General features: G+C 65.4%; 5 protein-coding genes. All 5 read right to left on the reverse strand.

The window, feature by feature from the left end:
• Window positions 1-10,338, reverse strand: a 10,338-nt coding sequence (locus J7E36_RS10530) for a non-ribosomal peptide synthetase (RefSeq protein WP_231286361.1), incomplete at its 3' end; no start/stop codon positions are given.
• Window positions 10,339-10,396: 58 nt separating this feature from the next.
• On the reverse strand, window positions 10,397-13,456 hold the full coding sequence (locus J7E36_RS10535; protein ID WP_215002552.1) for a non-ribosomal peptide synthetase: 3,060 nt from the start codon (window positions 13,454-13,456) through the stop codon (window positions 10,397-10,399).
• Window positions 13,457-13,534: 78 nt separating this feature from the next.
• A complete protein-coding gene (locus tag J7E36_RS10540) occupies window positions 13,535-14,581 on the reverse strand; it encodes a TauD/TfdA family dioxygenase (RefSeq protein ID WP_215002554.1) in 1,047 nt (348 codons plus the stop codon).
• Window positions 14,582-14,598: 17 nt separating this feature from the next.
• Window positions 14,599-18,006 (reverse strand): condensation domain-containing protein, encoded by a 3,408-nt coding sequence (locus J7E36_RS10545; protein ID WP_215002556.1) that lies wholly within the window; start codon window positions 18,004-18,006, stop codon window positions 14,599-14,601.
• A 7-nt stretch (window positions 18,007-18,013) separates the two neighbouring features.
• The gene (locus J7E36_RS10550) at window positions 18,014-18,991 is read right to left on the reverse strand and encodes a TauD/TfdA family dioxygenase (RefSeq protein WP_215002558.1); all 978 of its coding nucleotides are present in this window, start codon (window positions 18,989-18,991) and stop codon (window positions 18,014-18,016) included.
• Between the last annotated feature and the right edge of the window lie 32 nt (window positions 18,992-19,023).

Genomic DNA, 19,023 nt, shown 5'->3' on the forward strand with positions numbered 1-19,023 from the left:
GATCACGTCGTCCGCCGAGCAACGCCAGGCCGAGACGTCGATGGCCGCTTCGGTCGGGCCGTACAGGTTGACCAGCGCCGCTGGATGTTGAGTCATGAAGCGCCGCATCAGGTCCACCGGCAACGCTTCGCCACTGGCAAACACCTGGCGCAGGCTGCGGCAGTCGACCAGGCTCGGTTCCTCGACAAAGGCACGCAGCATCGACGGCACGAAGTGCAACGTGGTGACCTGTTCCTGCTGGATCAACCGGCTGAGATACGCCGGATCGCGATGACCATCAGGACGCGCCACCACCAGGGTGGCGCCAGTGATCAGCGGCCAGAAGAACTCCCACACCGACACGTCGAAGCTGTACGGGGTTTTCTGCAACACCCGGTCGTTCGGGCCAATCGGGAAGGCGTCCTGCATCCAGTACAGGCGGTTCATCAACGCGCCGTGCTCGTTCATCACGCCTTTCGGTTGGCCGGTGGAACCGGAGGTGTAGAGCACGTAGGCCAGGTCATTGGCCGCGACGCTGATCGGCTCGAACGCCGGTGCCTGGGGCAGGGCGTCGAGGGTCCAGGCCTGATGACCGCTCGGCAGGCGTGACAACCATTGTGATTGAGTCAACGTGACCTTGGCGTCGGCGTCTTCGATCAGGAAGGCCAGGCGCGTGGCGGGCAGTTCCGGGTCCAGCGGCAGCCAGGCGGCGCCGGCATGGACGATGCCGAGCAGGGCGACGACCATGTCCACGGAGCGTTCCATGCACACTGGCACGATGGCGTCGGCGCCGATGCCGGCCGCACGCAGGGCCCGGGCGACGGTTTGGGCGCGCTGATCCAGCTCGGCGTAGCTCAGGCGTTGGTTTTCGAACACCAGCGCCGGGGCGTCGGGGCTGAGGGCGGCCTGTTGGCTCAGGGCGGTGTGCAAGTCGTTCGGGCCGCTGTAATGACGCTCGGTGGCGTTCCAGCGGTCCAGTTGCTGCTGGTCCTGCTGCTGCGGGAACAGTTCGATCAGTGTCCGCGCAGGCGCCGCCACCAACGCATCCAGCAGTGCACACCATTGCGTGCTCCAGCGTTGCATCGTCGACGCGTCGAACAGTGCCGACTGGTATTCCAGCGCCAGGGTCATGTCGCTGCCGTCGTCCTGGACTTCCCAGCTCTGTTCGAACTTGGCATCGATCACTGGCAGCGCTTGTTCTTCGACAGCCAGTCCCGGCCATTGGCTGCTGTCCACGCGACCATAGTTAAGGGAGAGCAGGACCTGGAACAGCGGCGTGCGGTTCAGGTCGCGGTGTTGGGCGACAGCGCCGACCAGGGTGGCGAATGGCAGATCGGCGTGGGCCTGGGCTGCGCGCAGGTCGGTTTCGAGGCTGGTCAGCAACTGTTCGATCGGGGCGCGTTGGTCGACTTCGCTGCGGATCACCAGGGTGTTGACCAGGCAGGCCAGCAGCGCCTGGGTCTGCGGTTGTTCACGCTGGTCCGCCGGGGTGCCGAGGCGAATTTCGCGTTGACCGCTGTAACGCGCCAGCAGCGCACTCAGGGCCGTGGCCAGCACCACGTAGGTGGTGGTGCCGCGCTGCCGGGCGAACTGGCGGATGGCTTCGGCGCGTGGGGCGCCGAGGCTGACGATCAGCTGTTGGGCGCGCCGATCCGCTTCGGCGCCACGTGGATGGTCGACGGGCAGGTCGAGTTGATAGTCGTCCTGGCCCAGGTGGTTTTTCCAGTAGTCCAGGCTCTCGCTACGACGGGCCTGGGTGTCCGGGTGCTGTTGCCAGAGGGCGAAGTCAACGTAGTCGATCTCCAGTGGCGCCCAGGCCGGCGACTGCCCGTTCAGGCCGGCGGCGTAGGCCTGGGTCAATTCGTCGATGAGCAACTGCATGGCCCAACCGTCGGTGACGCTGTGGTGCAGGCACACCAGCAACAGGTTTTCGTCGCTGCCCTGGCGTTGCAGCAGCTGTGCACGCCAAGGCGCGGCGGCGGCGAGATCGAACGGCGCCATCAGCGTGTTCTGCGCGTTGGCGCAGGTTGCGGCCCAGTCGGCTGTGGTGGCTGAAGTCACTGCGAGTGCCGGTCCATGGTCGTCAATCAGCAACTGCGGCTCGCCCTGGACATCGACAATACGGCTGCGCAACACCAGGTGGCGTTGGCTGAGCTGTTCGAACGCCTCACGCAAGACGCGGACCTGCAACTCGCCGCGCAACGTCAGGGCGAACGGCATGTGGTACTCGCGGGAATCCGGCACCAGGCGGCTGAGCAGCCAGAAGCGTTTCTGCGCCAGACCCAGTGGCAATACCGCCGGACGCGGCTGGGCGGTGATCGATTCGTCCGCTGTCGCCATGCCCAGATAATCGGCCAGGGCTGCGACCGTCGGGCGTTCGAACACCAGCGCCAACGGCAGGGAGACCCCGAGGCGTTCACGGACCCGGCTGGCCAAGCGAGTCGCCAGCAAGGAATGGCCGCCGAGTTGGAAGAAGTGATCGTCGATACCGACGCCGGTGCACTCCAGCACTTCGCTGAACAACTCGCAAAGCGCGGTCTCCATGGCATTGCGCGGTGCGGTGTGCGTGCGCTCGCTGTGGTTTTCCGGCAGCGGTGTGGCGGCCAGGGCCTTGCGGTCGAGCTTGCCGTTGCTATTCAGCGGCAGGCTGTCGAGCTGCACGAAGCGACTCGGCAGCATGTGCGAGGGCAGGCTGTCGCTCAATGCACTGCGAATGGCGGCCTCGTCGGCGTCGCCGCACCAGAAGCTCACCAGACGCTGGTCCAGCAGCAGGGTCGCGGCGTCGCGGACACCGCCCTGGGCCAGCAGCTCAGCGTCGATCTCACCGAGCTCGATGCGCTGGCCGCGCAACTTCACCTGGTGATCCAGGCGCCCGAGGTATTCGATGTTGCCATCGGCCAGGAAGCGGCAACGGTCGCCGGTGCGGTACAGGCGATCCCCGGCGATGAACGGGCTGGCGAGGAAGCGCTCCTCGGTCAGGTCCGGCCGCTTGAGGTAACCGCGCGCCACGCCGACACCGCCGATGTACAGCTCGCCGATGCTGCCGATGGGCAGCGGTTGCATGCTTTCATCGAGGATGTACAGGCGCAGGTTGGCGATGGGTTTGCCGATGGGCACGATCACGTCGTCCGCCGAGCATCGCCACACCGAGACATCGATGGCCGCTTCGGTCGGGCCGTACAGGTTGACCAGCGCCGCTGGATGTTGAGTCATGAAGCGTCGCACCAGGTCCACCGGCAACGCTTCGCCACTGGCAAACACCTGGCGCAGGCTGCGGCAGTCGACCAGGCTCGGTTCCTCGACAAAGGCACGCAGCATCGACGGCACGAAGTGCAACGTGGTGACCTGTTCCTGCTGGATCAACCGGCTGAGATACGCCGGATCGCGATGACCATCAGGGCGCGCCACCACCAGGGTGGCGCCAGTGATCAGCGGCCAGAAGAACTCCCACACCGACACGTCGAAGCTGTACGGGGTTTTCTGCAACACCCGGTCGTTCGGGCCAATCGGGAAGGCGTCCTGCATCCAGTACAGGCGGTTCATCAGGGCGCCGTGCTCGTTCATCACGCCCTTCGGTTGGCCGGTGGAACCGGAGGTGTAGAGCACGTAGGCCAGGTCATTGGCCGCGACGCTGATCGGCTCGAACGCCGGTGCCGGGGGCAGGGCGTCGAGGGTCCAGGCCTGATGGTCAGTGGGCAGGCGCGGCAGCCATTGCGCCTGGGTCAAGGTGACCTTGGCGTCGGCGTCTTCGATCAGGAAGGCCAGGCGCGCGGCGGGCAGTTCCGGGTCCAGCGGCAGCCAGGCCGCGCCGGCATGGACGATGCCGAGCAGGGCGACGACCATGTCCACGGAACGCTCCATGCACACCGGCACGATGGCGTCGGCGCCGATGCCGGCCGCACGCAGGGCCCGGGCGACGGTTTGGGCGCGCTGGTCCAGCTCGGCGTAGCTCAGGCGTTGGTTTTCGAACACCAGCGCCGTGGCGTCGGGGCTGAGGGCGGCCTGTTGGCTCAGGGCGGTGTGCAAGTCGTTCGGGCTGTTGTAACGGCGTTCGGTGGCGTTCCACTCCACCAGTTGGCGCTGACGCTCGGTCGCCGCCAACGGTGACCAGTCCGCAAGGCGGGTCTGGGGTGCGTCGAGCATGGTTTCAAGCAGTTGCTGCCATTGCTCCAGCCAGCGACGGGCCGTGGTTTCGCTGAACAGCGCGGCACGGTATTCCAGTAGCACCGACAGCACCTCACCGTCGTGCACTTCCCAGTTCAGGTCGTACTTGGTGGCCTGGGCACTGACGGCGCGTTCGCTGACGTGCAGTTGTTGCCATTGCTGACGCGACGGATCGGCGTTCTGCATGGCGAACAGCACTTGGAACAATGGTGTCTGGCCGAGGCTGCGGGGCGGCTTGAGGTGCTCGACGACTTGGTCGAATGGCACTTCCTGATGCTGCTGGGCGTCCAGTACGCGGTTGCGGACCTGATTCAGCAAGCCTTCGAAATCCAGGCTCGAATCAAGGTCTGCACGCATCACCACGGTGTTGACGAAGCAACCAATGAGCGGTTGCAGCTCGGCGAACGGCCGCTGGGCCACCGGGCTGCCGACCCGCACGTCGCGCTGGTTGGCGTAGCGTCCCAACAGCAGTTGCGCGGCAGCCAGCATCAGCATGTACAAGGTCGCGCCGCGTTGCTGGGCAAACTGGCGCAGGCGTCCCACCAGGGCTGGCGGCAGTTGCAGTTGCACCGCACCCGCCGCAGGGGCGAGCTGGTTGGGACGGCCCTGTTCGGTGGGCAGGTCCAACAGGTAGTCGCCGTCGTCCAGATGATTGCGCCAGTATTCCAACTGGCTGCTGAACGCAGTCTGTTGAGCAGGCTCGCGTTGCCAGAGGGCGTAGTCGGGGTATTGCAGGACCAGGTCCGGCAAAGTGGTCGCCGTACCCTGGCAGTGGGCGCTGTAGCAGCGGCCCAGTTCATCCAGCAGGTTCTGGCTGGAGGCGTCGTCGGTGGCGCAGTGATGCACGGTAAGCAACAGTAACGACTGGGCGCGGCCACTGCGCAGCAGCAGGGTGGCGCGGATCGGCACCTGGCGGGCGAGGTCGAAACGGCGCCCGGTTTCTGCCTGGATGGCGTCGTCGGTCAGCTGCTGCCAGTGTTCGTCGCTGATCGTTTCCAAGGTTGTCAGCTGCAAAGTGGTGTCGACTTGCGGGTCGATGACCAGTGCCAACTCGCCATCGTCCTCGCGCACGATGCGGCTGCGCAGGATTTCGTGGCGTTGAACCACCCTGTCCAGGGCTGCTTGCAGGGCGCGGGTGTCCAGTTCGCCGTCCAGTTGCACGGCGCTGACGACGTTGTACTCGCCACCGCCGGCGCTCAGTTGTTCGAGGAACCACAGGCGTTGTTGTTCGAACGACAACGGCAGGCGTGTCGGGCGTGGCCCCGCGATGAAAGTCGCGGCGGGCGCTTGCAATGGATCGCGCAGCAGCGCAGCCAGGGCCTCAAGGGTCGGGTGCTCGAACACGGCCCGCAGTGGCGGCACCGTGGCGAACTGTTGGCGCAGGCGGGCAAACAGCACCGCCGCCAGCAGCGAGTGACCGCCGAGGTAGAAGAAATGGCTGCCGCGGCCGATCTGCGTTAACGGCACCTTGAGTAGCTCCGACCACAGGCCGGCGAGTTGTTGTTCGGCAGCGCTGCGTGGCGGATCTATCGCGTCCGGTGCGTCTTTAATGTACAGCTGGGCGAAGGTCTGGTGCGTGGGCACCGGCACCTTGGTGCGGTTCCACTCCACCACGTCCGCCTCCATCAGCAACGGCAGGGCCGCCACCGGGCGTTGTGGCTCGGCGAGCATCTGCCCGAGCAAATGTTCCAGGCGGGCCAGGGTCTGCCGGGCGCTGTCGGCGGCGAACAGGTCCAGGGCATACATCAGCTCCAGCTGGATCGGCGCATTGGCCGGACACAGCACGTGCAGATCCAGGTCGCACTCCGAATGACGGAGCGGGGTGTCCAGGGCTTCGAGCTCCAGGCCGGGGAAGCGCAAGCGCGACTCCATGGCCAGCTGCTGGGCCACCATCACCTGGTACAGCGGTGCATGGCTGAGGCTGCGGGGCAGTTGCAGGCTGTCCACCAGTTGCTCGAAAGGCAGGTCCTGGTGCAGTAGGCCGCTGCGCAGGCGCTCGGCGACCTGTTGCACCAGAGCAGTGAAGTCCGCTTGCGGGGCAAAGTCGGCGCGGATCGCCAGGTTGTTCAACAGGATGCCGAGCAGGCCTTCGGTGCCCGGTTGCTCGCGGTGGGTGACCGGGGTGCCGACCAGCACGGTGGCATCCCCGCTCAAGCGGTGCATCAGCACGGCGAAACCGGCGAACAGTACCGTGAACGGTGTGGTGCCGAGGCGACTGGCAAAGCTCTGCACCCGCCCACTGAGTTCGGCGCTGAGTTCACGCTGGACGATCCCGGCGCGGTAGCTTTGCACCGGGGGCCGTGGGCGATCGGTGGGCAGCGCCAGTAACGGGCTGCCTTCGCTGTCGCGGCGATCCAGGGTGGTGGTCCAGTAATCGAGCTGGCGCTGGAGTTCGGCGCCTTGCAGGTGGTCGCGCTGCCAAAGGGCGAAGTCGGCGTATTGCACGGGCAACGCCGGTAGTTCGGCGGCGGCGCCGTTGCAGCGGGCTTCATACCCCAGGGCCAGTTCCCGCAGGGCAATGGTCGCCGACCAGGCGTCCGAGACCAGGTGATGCAAGGCGATGCCCAGCACGTGTTCTTGCGGCGCCAGGCGCAGCAAACGCACACGCAGCAGCGGTGGGCAGGTCAGGTCGAACGGTTGCTCGAAGGTGTCTTGCAGGGCGTTGAACTGCGCACCTTTGCGGGCGGTGGCGGCCAGGCCCGACAGGTCCTCGAAGGGCAAGGCGATGTCCAGAGACTCGCTGATGCGCTGGTAAGGTACGCCGTCGGTGCTGTGGATGCCCGTGCGCAGGACTTCATGGCGCACCAGCAGGTCATTCAGGCTGGCGTGCAGCGCCTCGACGTTGAGTTCGCCCTTGAGGTGCAGGGCGAACGGGATGTTGAACAGCATCGTGCCCGGGGTCAGTTGCTCGATGAACCACAGGCGTTGCTGCGAGAACGACAGTGGCAACAGGGCCGGGCGCGGTAAGGCTTTTGCAGTGCTGAGGATGGCGGCTTGCGGGATGACAGCGTCAGCCTGGCGCGCGGCGATGGCTTGGGCCAGCAACGCCACGGTAGGCTGCTCGAACAGCGTACGCAGTGGCAGCTCGAGTTTGAAATGGCTGCGCAGCCGGGCGACGATCTGGGTCGCCAGCAGCGAGTGACCGCCGAGGGTGAAGAAGTTGTCTTCCACACCGACGGTGTCGCGTCCCAACACCTCGGCCCAGATGGTCGCCGTGGCGGCTTCCAGTGCGTTGCGCGGCGCGATGCTGGCTTGGGTGTCGGCCTGCCAGTCCAGTTCCCGGGCAGCGAGGGCCTTGCGATCGACCTTGCCATTGTTGTTCAGCGGCAGGCGGTCCAGGCAGACGAAGGCGGCCGGCACCATGTAGGGCGGCAGTTGCGCCCGCAGGTGTTCGCTCAGCCCCTCGCTGCCCAGGGCCTGGTCATGAGCCGACCAGTACGCCACCAGCCAGGCCTCGCCGACGGTGTTTTGCCGTAGCAGCACGGCGGCTTCGCGCACGTTCGGGTGCTGCGCGAGACGGTGTTCGATTTCCGTCAGTTCGATCCGGTGACCGCGCAGTTTCACCTGCTGGTCGCGGCGGCCGAGGTATTCGATCACCCCGTCTGCACGCCAACGTCCCAGGTCGCCGGTGCGGTACACGCGCCCTTCAAGCTGAGGGTGGTCGATAAAGACCTCGGCGCTGCGCTGCGGATCGTGCAGGTAGCCACGGCCGACACCGACGCCACCGACGCAGATTTCCCCGGCCACGCCGACGGGCAGCGGGCGCAGGTATTCGTCCAGCACATACAGGCGGTTGTTGGCGGTCGGCTGGCCGATGGGCATGTGGCTGACGTTGGCGTGCGGCGCTTCGAAAATCGGTTGGAAGGCCACATCGTCGGCACATTCGGCTGGCCCGTAGGCGTTCATCAAGGGGATGTCCGGGAAGCGCGCAAACCAGTCCCGGGCCACGGTCGGCGGCAGGGCTTCACCGGTGGGCAAAACCCAGCGCAGGTCCGGCAGTTGCAAGTCGCACGGGCACAGCGCGAGCAGGGTGCGCATCAGGCTCGGGACGATCTCCAGCACGCTCAGGCGTTCGCTGGCGAGCACTTGCAGCAGGCGCTGCGGGTCATGGGCGACTTCATCCGGCAGGATCTGCACGGTGGCACCGAGCACCGGCGCGGCGAGGAACTGCCATACCGAGATGTCGAAGGCCACCGACGCGGTCTGCGGAATCCGGTCATCGACGCCGAGGCCCAGGGCCGGGACCTTGCCGAAGATGTTGTTGAGCATGCCGCGCTGTTCGATCATCACGCCCTTCGGCGTACCGGTCGAACCCGAGGTGAATAGCACGTAGGCGAGGCTGTCCGGGCGGCCGAGAAGGGGCAGCGGCGAGTCGTTCGCGGATGTCCAGCAGGCTTCGGCGGACAGCGCCACGGGGGGCTGTTCGAAACCGCTGAGCAACGGATCGAGCAGGCCGCTGCACGCTTCGCTGGCGACCAGCAACGGCGAGCGGGCCAGCCCGAGGATTTCCCGCAGGCGCTCGGGCGGATGATTGACTTCCAGGGGCAGCATCGCCGCGCCGGTCTTGAACACGGCGATCATCATGGTCAACAGCGCCAGGCCACGGGGGGCGACCAGGGCAACCAGTCGGTCTTCACCGGCGCCAGCCTCGCGCAAGGCGTGGGCCAGGCGCGTGGAGCGCTGGTCCAGCTCGGTGTAGGTCAGGGACTCACCGTCGCAGACTGCGGCGATTTGCCCGCCGCGCCGGGCGACCTGGGCGGCAAACAGCTGCGCGTAGCTTTGGTCCAGCGGGAAATCGTGAGGGTTGACCGCCCAATCACCCAGCAGTTGTTGGCGCTCCTCGACGGCCAACAGTTCAAAACTGCCCAACGGTGCATCCGGCGCCGCGAGCATGCCTTCGACGAGACTGGCGATATGGCCCAGCAGGCGCTCCACGGTGGACGCTTCGAAGCGTTCGCGGTCATAGGACACGCGAATGCCCAGCTGTTCGCCAGGCAGGATTACCACGGTCAAGCCGTAGTGGGTGTGCACGCTGTGGTCCATGCCTTCCAGGCTGAACTGGAAACCGCCTTCGAGGATCTGCTCGTCGATGGGCGCGTTTTCGAACACCAGGATGCTGTCGAACAGGGTTTCACCCCGGGGAAAATCGCTCCAGCCCTGGATGTCGGTCAGCGGCGTGTGCTCAAAGTCGCGCATGTCGACGTTGAGCCCTTGCAGGGCACCCAGCCAACTGCCGAGCGCGGCGTCCGGGTCCACCGACACCCGCAGCGGCAACGTGTTGATGAACAGGCCGATCATTTGCGCAACGCCGGTCAGGTCCGCCGGGCGACCGGCCACGGTGACGCCGAATACCACGTCCCGTTGCCCGCTGTAGCGCGACAGCAGCAATGACCAGACCCCTTGGAAAAACGTGTTCGGGGTGATCCGCCGGCTACGGCAGAACGCGGCCAGCGCCTGGGTTTGCTCTGCGCTCAGGTGAATCAGTTGGTCGTCCACCCGCACTGCATCGGTGTAGCGATCGCGGGCTACGCCGTTGTCCACGGTCAGCGGCGTGGGTGCGTTGAGGCCTTGCAGTTGGCCGCGCCAGAATTGCTCGGCCTTACCGGCATCCTGGCGTTGCAGCCACTGGATGTAGTCGCGAAATGGCCGGGGGCTTTTCAGTTCCGGGGTGCGGTCGTTGCACAGCGCCTCGTAGACCTTGAGGAAGTCCACGGTCACCAGGGAAATGCACCAGGCATCCATCAGGATGTGATGGAAGCTGCGGATGAATTCATAGGAGTCGTCGGCCAGGCGCACCAGCCGGAAGCGAATCAGGGGCGGCTTCGACAGGTTGAAACCGACTTTCTGCTCATCTTCCAGCAGGCTGCGGATGCGCGCCTCCTGCTCATGGGCGGCGAGCCCGCGCAGGTCGAGGGTGTCCAGCGGCACCTTGACCTCGCGATGGATCACCTGCACCGGTTGCTTCTGGCTTTTCCATTGGAAACTGGCGCGCAAGGACGGGTGCAACGCCACCACCTGGCGCCACGATTCAAGGAACAGCCCCTCGTCGATGGCCCCGCCGATGCGGTAGCGGTCCTGCATCAGGTACACGCCGGAATCTTCGTGGAGCAGGGAGTGGAAGAGCATTCCTTGCTGCAGCGGCGACAGTGGGTAAACGTCTTCGATCGGATTGCCGGTGGTTTTTTCGGTGGTCATTGAAAGCGTCCTGCGTAAAAAGGGGCGACGGTGATGGCCTGGCAACGGAAGGACCCGCTCACAGGCCGGCCTGGTCCAGTTCGGCCATCAGCGCTTGCATTTCGTCATCGGACAGGCCCGAAGCGCTGAACTCGGCACTGTCTGCGACCGGCTCGACGGCGGCTTCGGCCCGTTGCGCGACCTCGGCCATCGCGGCGACGGTCTGGCGCTCGAAGACTTGCTTGGCCGAGAGGGCGATGCCTTGTTCGTGGGCCTGGGCCACCACTTGCAGGCTGAGGATCGAGTCGCCGCCAATGGCGAAAAAGTTGTCGGTGACGCTCACCGATGCCAGTTTCAAGACCTTGGCGATGATCGCTTGCAGCGCGGTTTCCATTGCGTTGCGTGGCGCCACGTGGGCGTTTTCATCGAATTGATCCGGGTCGGGCAATTGCCGGGTATCGAGCTTGCCGTTGGGCGTGCGCGGAAAGGTCGCCAGGGTCAACACCCGGGTCGGCACCATGTACGACGGCAGGCGTTCACCGAGGAAGCGCTTGAGCGCTTCCGAGTCCGGTGCGTAACCGTGGGCGGCGATGATGTAGGCGAGCAGGCGCTTGCCGGCGGCGTGTTCCTGGACGATCACCGCCGCTTCGCGCACATCGCTGTGGTTGCACAGTTGTCGCTCGATTTCGCCGAGTTCGATGCGGTAGCCGCGCACTTTCACCTGATGGTCTTTACGGCCGAGGAACGCCAGGCGCCCGTCGGCCAGCCAGCACGCCAGGTCGCCGGTGCGGTAGGCGCGGGTGCCGTCACCCAGGGTGACGAAAGCCTTGGCGGTTTCTTCGGGTTTGTTGCGGTAGCCGCGCGCCAGGGTCGGCCCGGCGAGAACGATTTCTCCCGGTTCACCGATGCCGCTGGGGTGACCGAACTCGTTCAGCAGGCGCAGGTCCATGCCGGCAATCGGGCGGCCGATGCTGACGTTGCGGCTCGGGTCCAGCACTTCGTAACTGGCCCAGACCGTGGCTTCGGTGGGGCCGTATTCATTCACCAGGCGAGCCTGCGGCAAGGTTTTGCTGTGCTGGGCAATCAGCGTCGCAGGGCAGGCTTCACCGGCGACGATCCAGCATTCCAGGCTGGCGGTACCGCCCGCACGCTGCAATTGATCGAGCAGGGCCTGATACAGCGATGGCAACGACAGGCCGTGGCTGACCTGATGCCGGGCAACCAACTGGGCCAGGCGCGGCATCTCCAGTTCTTCCCCCGGCGCCGGCAGCACCAGCCGGCCACCTTGTGCCAGTGTCCAGAAAATCCCGGCGACCGAGCTGTCGAAGGCAAACGATGACAACAGCAGGTAGGCGCGCACCGGCGTTTCATAGGTGGCCATGCGTACCTGGGTCGAGAGGCTCAGGGCGCCGTGGCTGATTTCCACGGCTTTCGGCGCGCCGGTGGAACCGGAGGTGTAGATCAGGTACGCGAGGGCGTCCGCCTCCGGCAGCGGCAGTGGCGGCAAGTCGCAGGTGTCCGCTTCACCAAGCTCGTCGAGGACGAAGCGTTGCAGGCTGGCCGGCACGCTGTCGGCCAGCCCGGCGCTGACGACAATGTGGGCGATGGCGCTGTCGGCGAGCATGTAGGCGCGGCGTTCGGCCGGGTAAGTCGGGTCAATCGGCACGTAGGCGCCACCGGCTTTCAACACCGCCAGCATGGCGACGATGGCGGCGTTGCTGCGGGGAAACAGGATGCCGACCGGCACGTCGCGGCCGATGCCGGCAGCCACCAGTTGATGAGCCAGACGCGTTGCGCAGGCATCGAGACGGGCATAGTTCAGGTCGCCGTCGGCGTCGCTGAGGGCGATGGCGTACGGTCGTTGGCGTACCTGACGGGCGATCAACTCAACCAGCGTCACGGGCTCGATCATCGGCAAGCCGGCACCGGCGCCAAGGATCTGCGATTGAAGCGGCCCGCCCAGTGGCAGTTGCGTCCAGGCTTGCTGAGGCTCGGCCAGCGCGCCCAGCAGCAATTGCAGCCATTGCTCGCCCAGGCAGCGGGCGGCATCGGCGCTCAGCGTGTTGCGGTCGTAGGTCAGGTCCGCGTGCAGGCGGTCGGGCCACTGGCGCACGTTCAGGCAGGCTTTCACCGGGTTCATCAGCGCGCCGGCGTAACGGTCCCGAGCATCGCCCGCACGCCAGGCGAAGGCATAACCGCGGATGCAATACCCGGTGTAATAGTCTTGCCAGCCAGCGGTGCGCTCCACGAGGGCGCGCACCTGCTGGCTTTGCTGGACCAAGGTCGCCTGGCTGTCCAGGTCGATGTTCAGGGGCAGGCATTGTTCGAACAGACCGAGGGCGTTCTCCAGTTCGAGGCCCCGGCTTTCATGGATCAGCGTGACCGGGACCTGTTGCTGGCCCGCCAGCCGGCCGAGCACCGCCGCCCAGGCGGCCAGCATCAACTGCGAGGTCAGGGTCGGGTGCCGGGCAAGCTCGGCGGGCAATGTCAGCGCGTGTCGGGCCGGTGCGAAGCCGGTGCCGCCAGAGGACTCCAGGGACAGTTGCAAGGTTGGTTGCTCGGTCTCGCCGAGGGTTTTCCAGAAGCAGGTGCCTGGATGGTCCGGTTCGTCTTCCACCAGGCTCCAGCGCCATTCGGCGTAGTCGGCGTATTGCAGGGTTTCGGACAGATCCGGTGTGGCCTCTTGCAGCAGCGCATCGGCCAGCAGCTTGAGGCTGGCCAGGTCGAAATGGCTGCTGGCGCCGGCCAGGTCCAGCACGGATTGTTCATCCGACAGCTGCACCAGGGTCACGGCCAGCGGTGTGGCCCAGTCCCGGGACTGAGTCGTCAGGCGCGTCAGCTCGGCGTCCTGCTCGGCGGGGCCGTGCTGGCGCAGATCCAGCAACGCCACCGTCAGCGTGCCGTCTGCATCGATCACCTGCACGGGGTGGTGCAGGCCGGGTACCGGCACCAGTCGCGTACGGAGGATTTCACAGCCAGCCATCAACGAGCGCAGCCGCCTGTCCAGCGCCGCCACGTCCGTCGGGCCGGACAGCGACCACTGCAGATGACAGCCGAAGGGGTGCGCGGCGACGCCGTTGATGTGAGGGTACAGCGCTGCCTGTTGCGGCGAAATACGAAAACCTTGAAGTCCGTTCATGTTCAACTCGACTGGAAATGGGGCTTGGATCGGGCGACGACACGCCCGCTGGCAAACGGCGGGTGCACCCGTTGGAAATCAAACGGCGACGTCGCTCGACAGCAGGGCTTCGGCCATGCCGGTCATGATTGCGCGCTTGCCGGTAAAGGGTTCGCGACCATGGACGGCAAGCATGTTGTCGATGAACAGCACGTCGCCCTGCTGCCAACTGAAACGCACCAGCGAGTCGAGGTAGGCCGTGCGCAGCGATGCCAGTACCTGAGGCTCGATCGGTTCGCCGTCGCCGTAGAAGGTGTTGGTGGGCAAGTCCAGGTCGGTGAAGTTGCTCTGCAGTGAGTCGCGGATGCGCGGCGGCAGTGTGCTGATGTGGAAGAAGGTCGCGTGGTTGAACCACACCTCTTCGCCGGTATGCGGGTGGCGCACCACGGCCGGTCCGCGCTGGCGAGTGCGCAGGCGGTTGTTGTCTTTCCATTCCACTTCGATGCCGACGCTGGCGCAGTAGGCTTCGACTTCGCCGCGCTCTTCGGACTGGAACACGCTCTGCCACGGCAGGCCGAAGCCGTCGCCGTAGTTGCGCACGTACAGCACGCCTTTTTCCCGGAACTTCGCTTCGATCTGCGGGCTGATACCGGCCTTGACCGCACGGGTCGAGCCAATCGGGGTTTCGCCACCGGTTTTGGAGGGGAGCTGGCAATAGAAGAACAGGCGCAGCGGGAAACGCGGCGAATAGGAGTGTTCGTTGTGGGGAAAAATCATCTGGTCGGCCGGGTAGTCGGTCGAGGTGTAGATGTTGCCGCCGACTCGGGTCCGGGGCGAGGCGCGGAACATGTATTCCAGCGCACCCGGGGAGAGGGCGCCAATCACCTGGTCGAACTGCTCGACAGACGCCACGTTGAAACCACGAAACAGCAGGGCGCCATAATGCAGCAGTTTTTTCTCGAGGGACTCGCGTTCACTGGCGGCCCAGGCGACCAGATCGACGCCGCTGACTGCCGGTTCGATCACCAGTGGCAAGGCATGTTCCGGGCCGAGCAGGCGCTCGGTGACCAGTTGTCGTTCCGAGACGTTCATGGCTTTGCGGCGCACGGCGCCAAGGGCGCGGGGCGATGGGGGCACGATAGACATAACGGCATCCGACTCGGTTAAAGGGGCATTGAGCGACGTTTGACTTGCAGCATCTGGCTGCGACCGGCCAGCGCCTGGGCCTGTTGGCGCTCGCGCTGGAAGGCCTGGTCCCAGGCGTCGATGCGCGCGGCCAGTGCCGGCAATGGCTCGCCGAGCAGCAGGCGGGCTTCCTCCAGCAGGCGTATCCACAGGTGCTGCAGGCGCACGGCGCGATCCTGATCGAAATATTCGCCGCGGTACTTGAGGGTTGCGTCCAGGCCTTCGGCGCCATGCACCAGGTCGAGCACCAGATGGAAATCCCCCGGCGCCTGTGCCACCTCCAGGGTCTGCAGGTGTGCGCCGGCAATGGTGGTCGGGGTGACGCGGGACGGCTGATAGTTGAGCTTTACCTGGAACAGCGGTGAGTGACCCGGCAGGCGCTGCGGCGCCAGAGCTGAAACCACCAGGTCGAAAGGCAGGCCTTGATGGGCATAGGCCAGGCGCGCCTCATCGCGAACACGCTCAAGGAAAGCCGCCAGTGTCGGCTCGCCGTGCAGGTCGCAACGCAACGTCAGCTGGTTGACGAAGAAGCCGATGACGTCGCTGTGCTCCGCCCGTGGACGACCGCTGACGTCAGTGCCCAGCAGGAATCGTTGCTGGCCGCCCAGTTGCTTGAGCACCAGTTGATAGCTGGCGAGCAACAGCATGAACAAGGTCATGCCGCGTTCGCGGGCCAGCGCTGCAAGCTGTTCGCAAATGGCTTGGGGCATGCTGAAGTTCAGGCTGTGCTCGCCCGGAGCCTGGCCGCTGCCGCCCAGTTCAAGTGTCTGTGGCATGCCCATTAAATGTTCACGCCAGAAGGCCTGCTCGGTGGCGATCCGCTGTTCGCTCCAGTGCGCAGCTTCCCATTGGGCAAAGTCGAGGTATTGCACCGGCCATTCAGTGCTCGCCGAGCCCGCCAGTTCCGCCAGCAGCACTTGCGCCGAACGACCGTCAAAAGCGATGTGATGCAGAGTCAGCAACAGGTCGTGCTGCTCATCTCTACTCAGCAGTTGCGCCCGCAGCAGCGGTCCGTTGACCAGATCCACCGGGGTGGCGTGCTCACTCGCCAGACAGTCGCGCAGCGCTTGCTGCTCGGTCTGACCGTGCCAGTTCAATGGCACAGGCGTCGCCGGAAGAACCTGTTGTTGCGGGCCGTCCACACCATCGCGATAGACCGTGCGCAGCACGCTGTGGCGATGGACGAGGCTGTTCAGGCGCTCGGCCAGTCCCTCGACGTCCAACGGACCCTGCAGGCCCAGGTGCAACACCAGATTGTGGCGGGTGTCCTCCGGGTTCAGTTGACGCAGGAACCACAGGCGACGCTGGGCGAAGGATTGTCGACTCTCACTGACGTCTGCACACTCGGCCGAAGGGCTGGCGGCCATGGGTGGCTCAATCAGGAAATCCAGCAGGTCCTGCGCCCATTGCGCCAGGGTCTGCTCGCCGAACAGGCGCTGGGTATCGAGGTTCCAGCCCAGGTCCCTGTGCAGGCAGGCGGCGAAATCGGCGACGCCGATGGAGTCCAGGCCTTGACCGATCAGGCTGCGTTCGAAGTCTGCTACCCGATACGGATTCACCGCGTGCAAGGTCTGCCCGAGCCATTGCCGGCAAGCAGCCTGGGCGTCGTGCGTCGAGGCTTGCACACGTTTCTTGAATTGGCTGAGATCAAGGGTTTCGCCGCTGGCGGCAACCTGCCCACCGCTCTGGGCGATGATGCTCAACGTGCCCGCCGCCAGCTGCTTGCGTGCGCCTTGACGGGCGATCTTGCCGCTGGTGGTCATCGGGATGGTGCCGGCTTCCACCAGCACGATTTGGTCGATGCCACAGTCGGCAGCCTCGCGCACGGCGTTCTGCATCGAGGCGAACAGCGCCGGGTGCCGCGCCGGATCGACGAACTTACGCTGGGGCTCGGCGACGATCACCAGTTTCTCCCGGCCCAGGACCGGGTCCATTTCCGAAAACGCGGCGATGCGCCCGGTGCGAATGCCCGGCTCGGCATCGGTGATGGCAAATTCGATGTCGTGGGGGTACAGGTTGCGTCCGTTGAGAATCAGCAGGTCCTTGAGCCGCCCACAGATGACCACCTGGCCTTCGTGCATGAAGCCCAGGTCGCCTGAGCGCAGGTAGTGGTCGGCTGAGCCGACAATGCGCGCTTCAAAGGCTTCACGGGTGGCCTCGGGGTTTTTCCAATAGGATTCGGCGTTGCTCGGGCCCCGCAGCCAGACTTCACCGATGCGGTCGGCGGCGCAGCGTTCATGGCTTTGCGGGTCGACGATGGCAATGCTGTGCAAAGCCTGCGGGAAGCCGCAGGCGACGAACTCCACGGCGGCGGCATCGGCGGCGGCCAGTGCGACGCGACCGCTTTGCAGTACTGCCTTGTCCAGGCGCAGCACCACCGGCAGCGCATCTTCCGGTGTGGCGCTGACACACAGCGTTGCCTCGGCCTGGCCATAACCGGGGCTGATCGCCAAGGGGTTGAGGCCGCAGGCGGCAAAGCGCTGGGCGAAAGTTTCCAGAGTACCGGGGTGGATCGGCTCGGCGCCGTTGATGGCGTGTTTCCAGGCGCTCAGATCGAGCTGGGCGATCAGGTTATCGCTGACCACCCGGTTGCACAGGGCATAGGCGAAATTCGGCGCGAAACTGACGGTGCCACGGTAGCGACTCAACGCCTGCAACCAGGTCGACGGCGCATTGACGAAGGTCTGCGAAGCCATCAGGTAGCAGGGCATGCCGCTGTAGATCGGCGCCAGCAGGCCGCCGATCAAACCCATGTCGTGGTACAGCGGCAGCCAGTTGACCATGGCACCGCGCTCATCGAAACCGTACGCCTGGCGCATCAGATCGACGTTGGCGATCAGGTTGCGCTGGCGTACCTCGACGCCTTTTGGCGAACCGGTGGAACCCGAGGTGTATTGCAAGAAGGCCACGGTCGAACCATCGATCGTCGGGCGTTGCCACTGGCTGGCCGGTGGCGTGCCGAGGTGCTGCACCGTCAGCACGTCGACGCGATTCTCCACCAGTTCCAGCAAGCCCTCGCAATGCTCCGCCGGGGCGAGAATCAGTGCCGGCTCGGCGTCTACCACCACATTGCGCACGCGTTCAAGGTGACGTGGTTTTCGCGACGGCGGTGGAAACAACGGCACGGCGATCATGCCGGCATAGAGGCAGGCACAGAATGCCCGGGCGTAGTCGAGGCTGCTGGGCAGCATCAGCAATACGCGATCACCTGGCGCGTAGCGCGATTGCAGCGCGGCCGCCAGGGACCGGGACTGCTCGTGCAGTTGGGAAAAGGTCAGGGTTTCGCCGATCTCGACGCCGTCCGGCAAGAAGTGCAGGGCAGCACGCTCCGGGAAGTGCAGGGCATTGGTTTCCAGCACTTCGATCCACTGTTTGAATGAAAACATCTGCAGTTCACGCCATGGCCACGATGACCTTGCGGTCACCGGTATAAGGATTGCGACCGTGTGCCACCAGTCGATTGTCGAGCATCAGGACGTCGCCGGGCTGCCAGGGGAAGCTGATGGCCGTCTGGCGATAAACCTCGCGCACGGTGTCGAGCATGGCGTCGGGGATGGCCGCGCCGTCGCCGAGGTAGACATGGCGCGGCAGGTTCGCTTCACCCACCGCCGCCAGCAGGCTGGCGCGCACACTCGGCTCGATCGCCGACACGTGGAACAGGTGCGCCTGGTTGAACCAGACCCACTCGCCGGTATCGGGATGCTGCTGCACTGCCGCGCAACGCTGGCGGGTGCGCAGGTCACCGTCGGCCTTCCATTCCCACTCGATGTCGTTGTCCTGGCAGTAGCGTTCGACCTGGGCGCGGTCTTGGGTGTTGAAGACCTTCTCCCAGGGCAGATCGAGGGCGCTGCTGTAGTTGCGCACGTAAAGCAACTCGCGGCTGGCGAACAACTCACGGATCTCGGCGGGCATGCGCTGGTAGATCAGTCGACTGTCGGCAATCGGAGTTTCACCGCCGGTGTCACTGGCCTTGATGCAGTGGAACCAGATGCGCGAAGGCCAGGGCCGGGTATAGGCCTGCTCGTTGTGCAGGGGAATGAACTGATGGGCCGGGTATTCGGTGGAACTGTAGACGCCGGCGAAGACTTTGCTGCGCGGCGTGGAGCCGAACTCGTAACTGGCCAGCGGTGCGCCGAAGCTGGCGGCGAAGCGCTTGAAGTCGATGGGGGTGGCAACGGTAAAACCGCGAAACAAGACGCCGCCAACGGTCGCCAGGAGGTGCGGCAGACGATCGCGGATCGACGCCTCCAGATCGTGGATGGACTGGCCCGGTGACGCCTGCACCCGCAGGGGTAACAACTGTTCGCTGCCATCCGTGGAAGCCATTGATAAAGGCTCGGAACGCCTGTTCAGGTGTTCGATTGAGGTCATCCTTGCGCATCCTCTTTTATCTTTTCTGACTC

Origin of the sequence: Pseudomonas fluorescens, assembly GCF_018614775.1 — a bacterium.
Classification (GTDB): domain Bacteria; phylum Pseudomonadota; class Gammaproteobacteria; order Pseudomonadales; family Pseudomonadaceae; genus Aquipseudomonas; species Aquipseudomonas fluorescens_BY.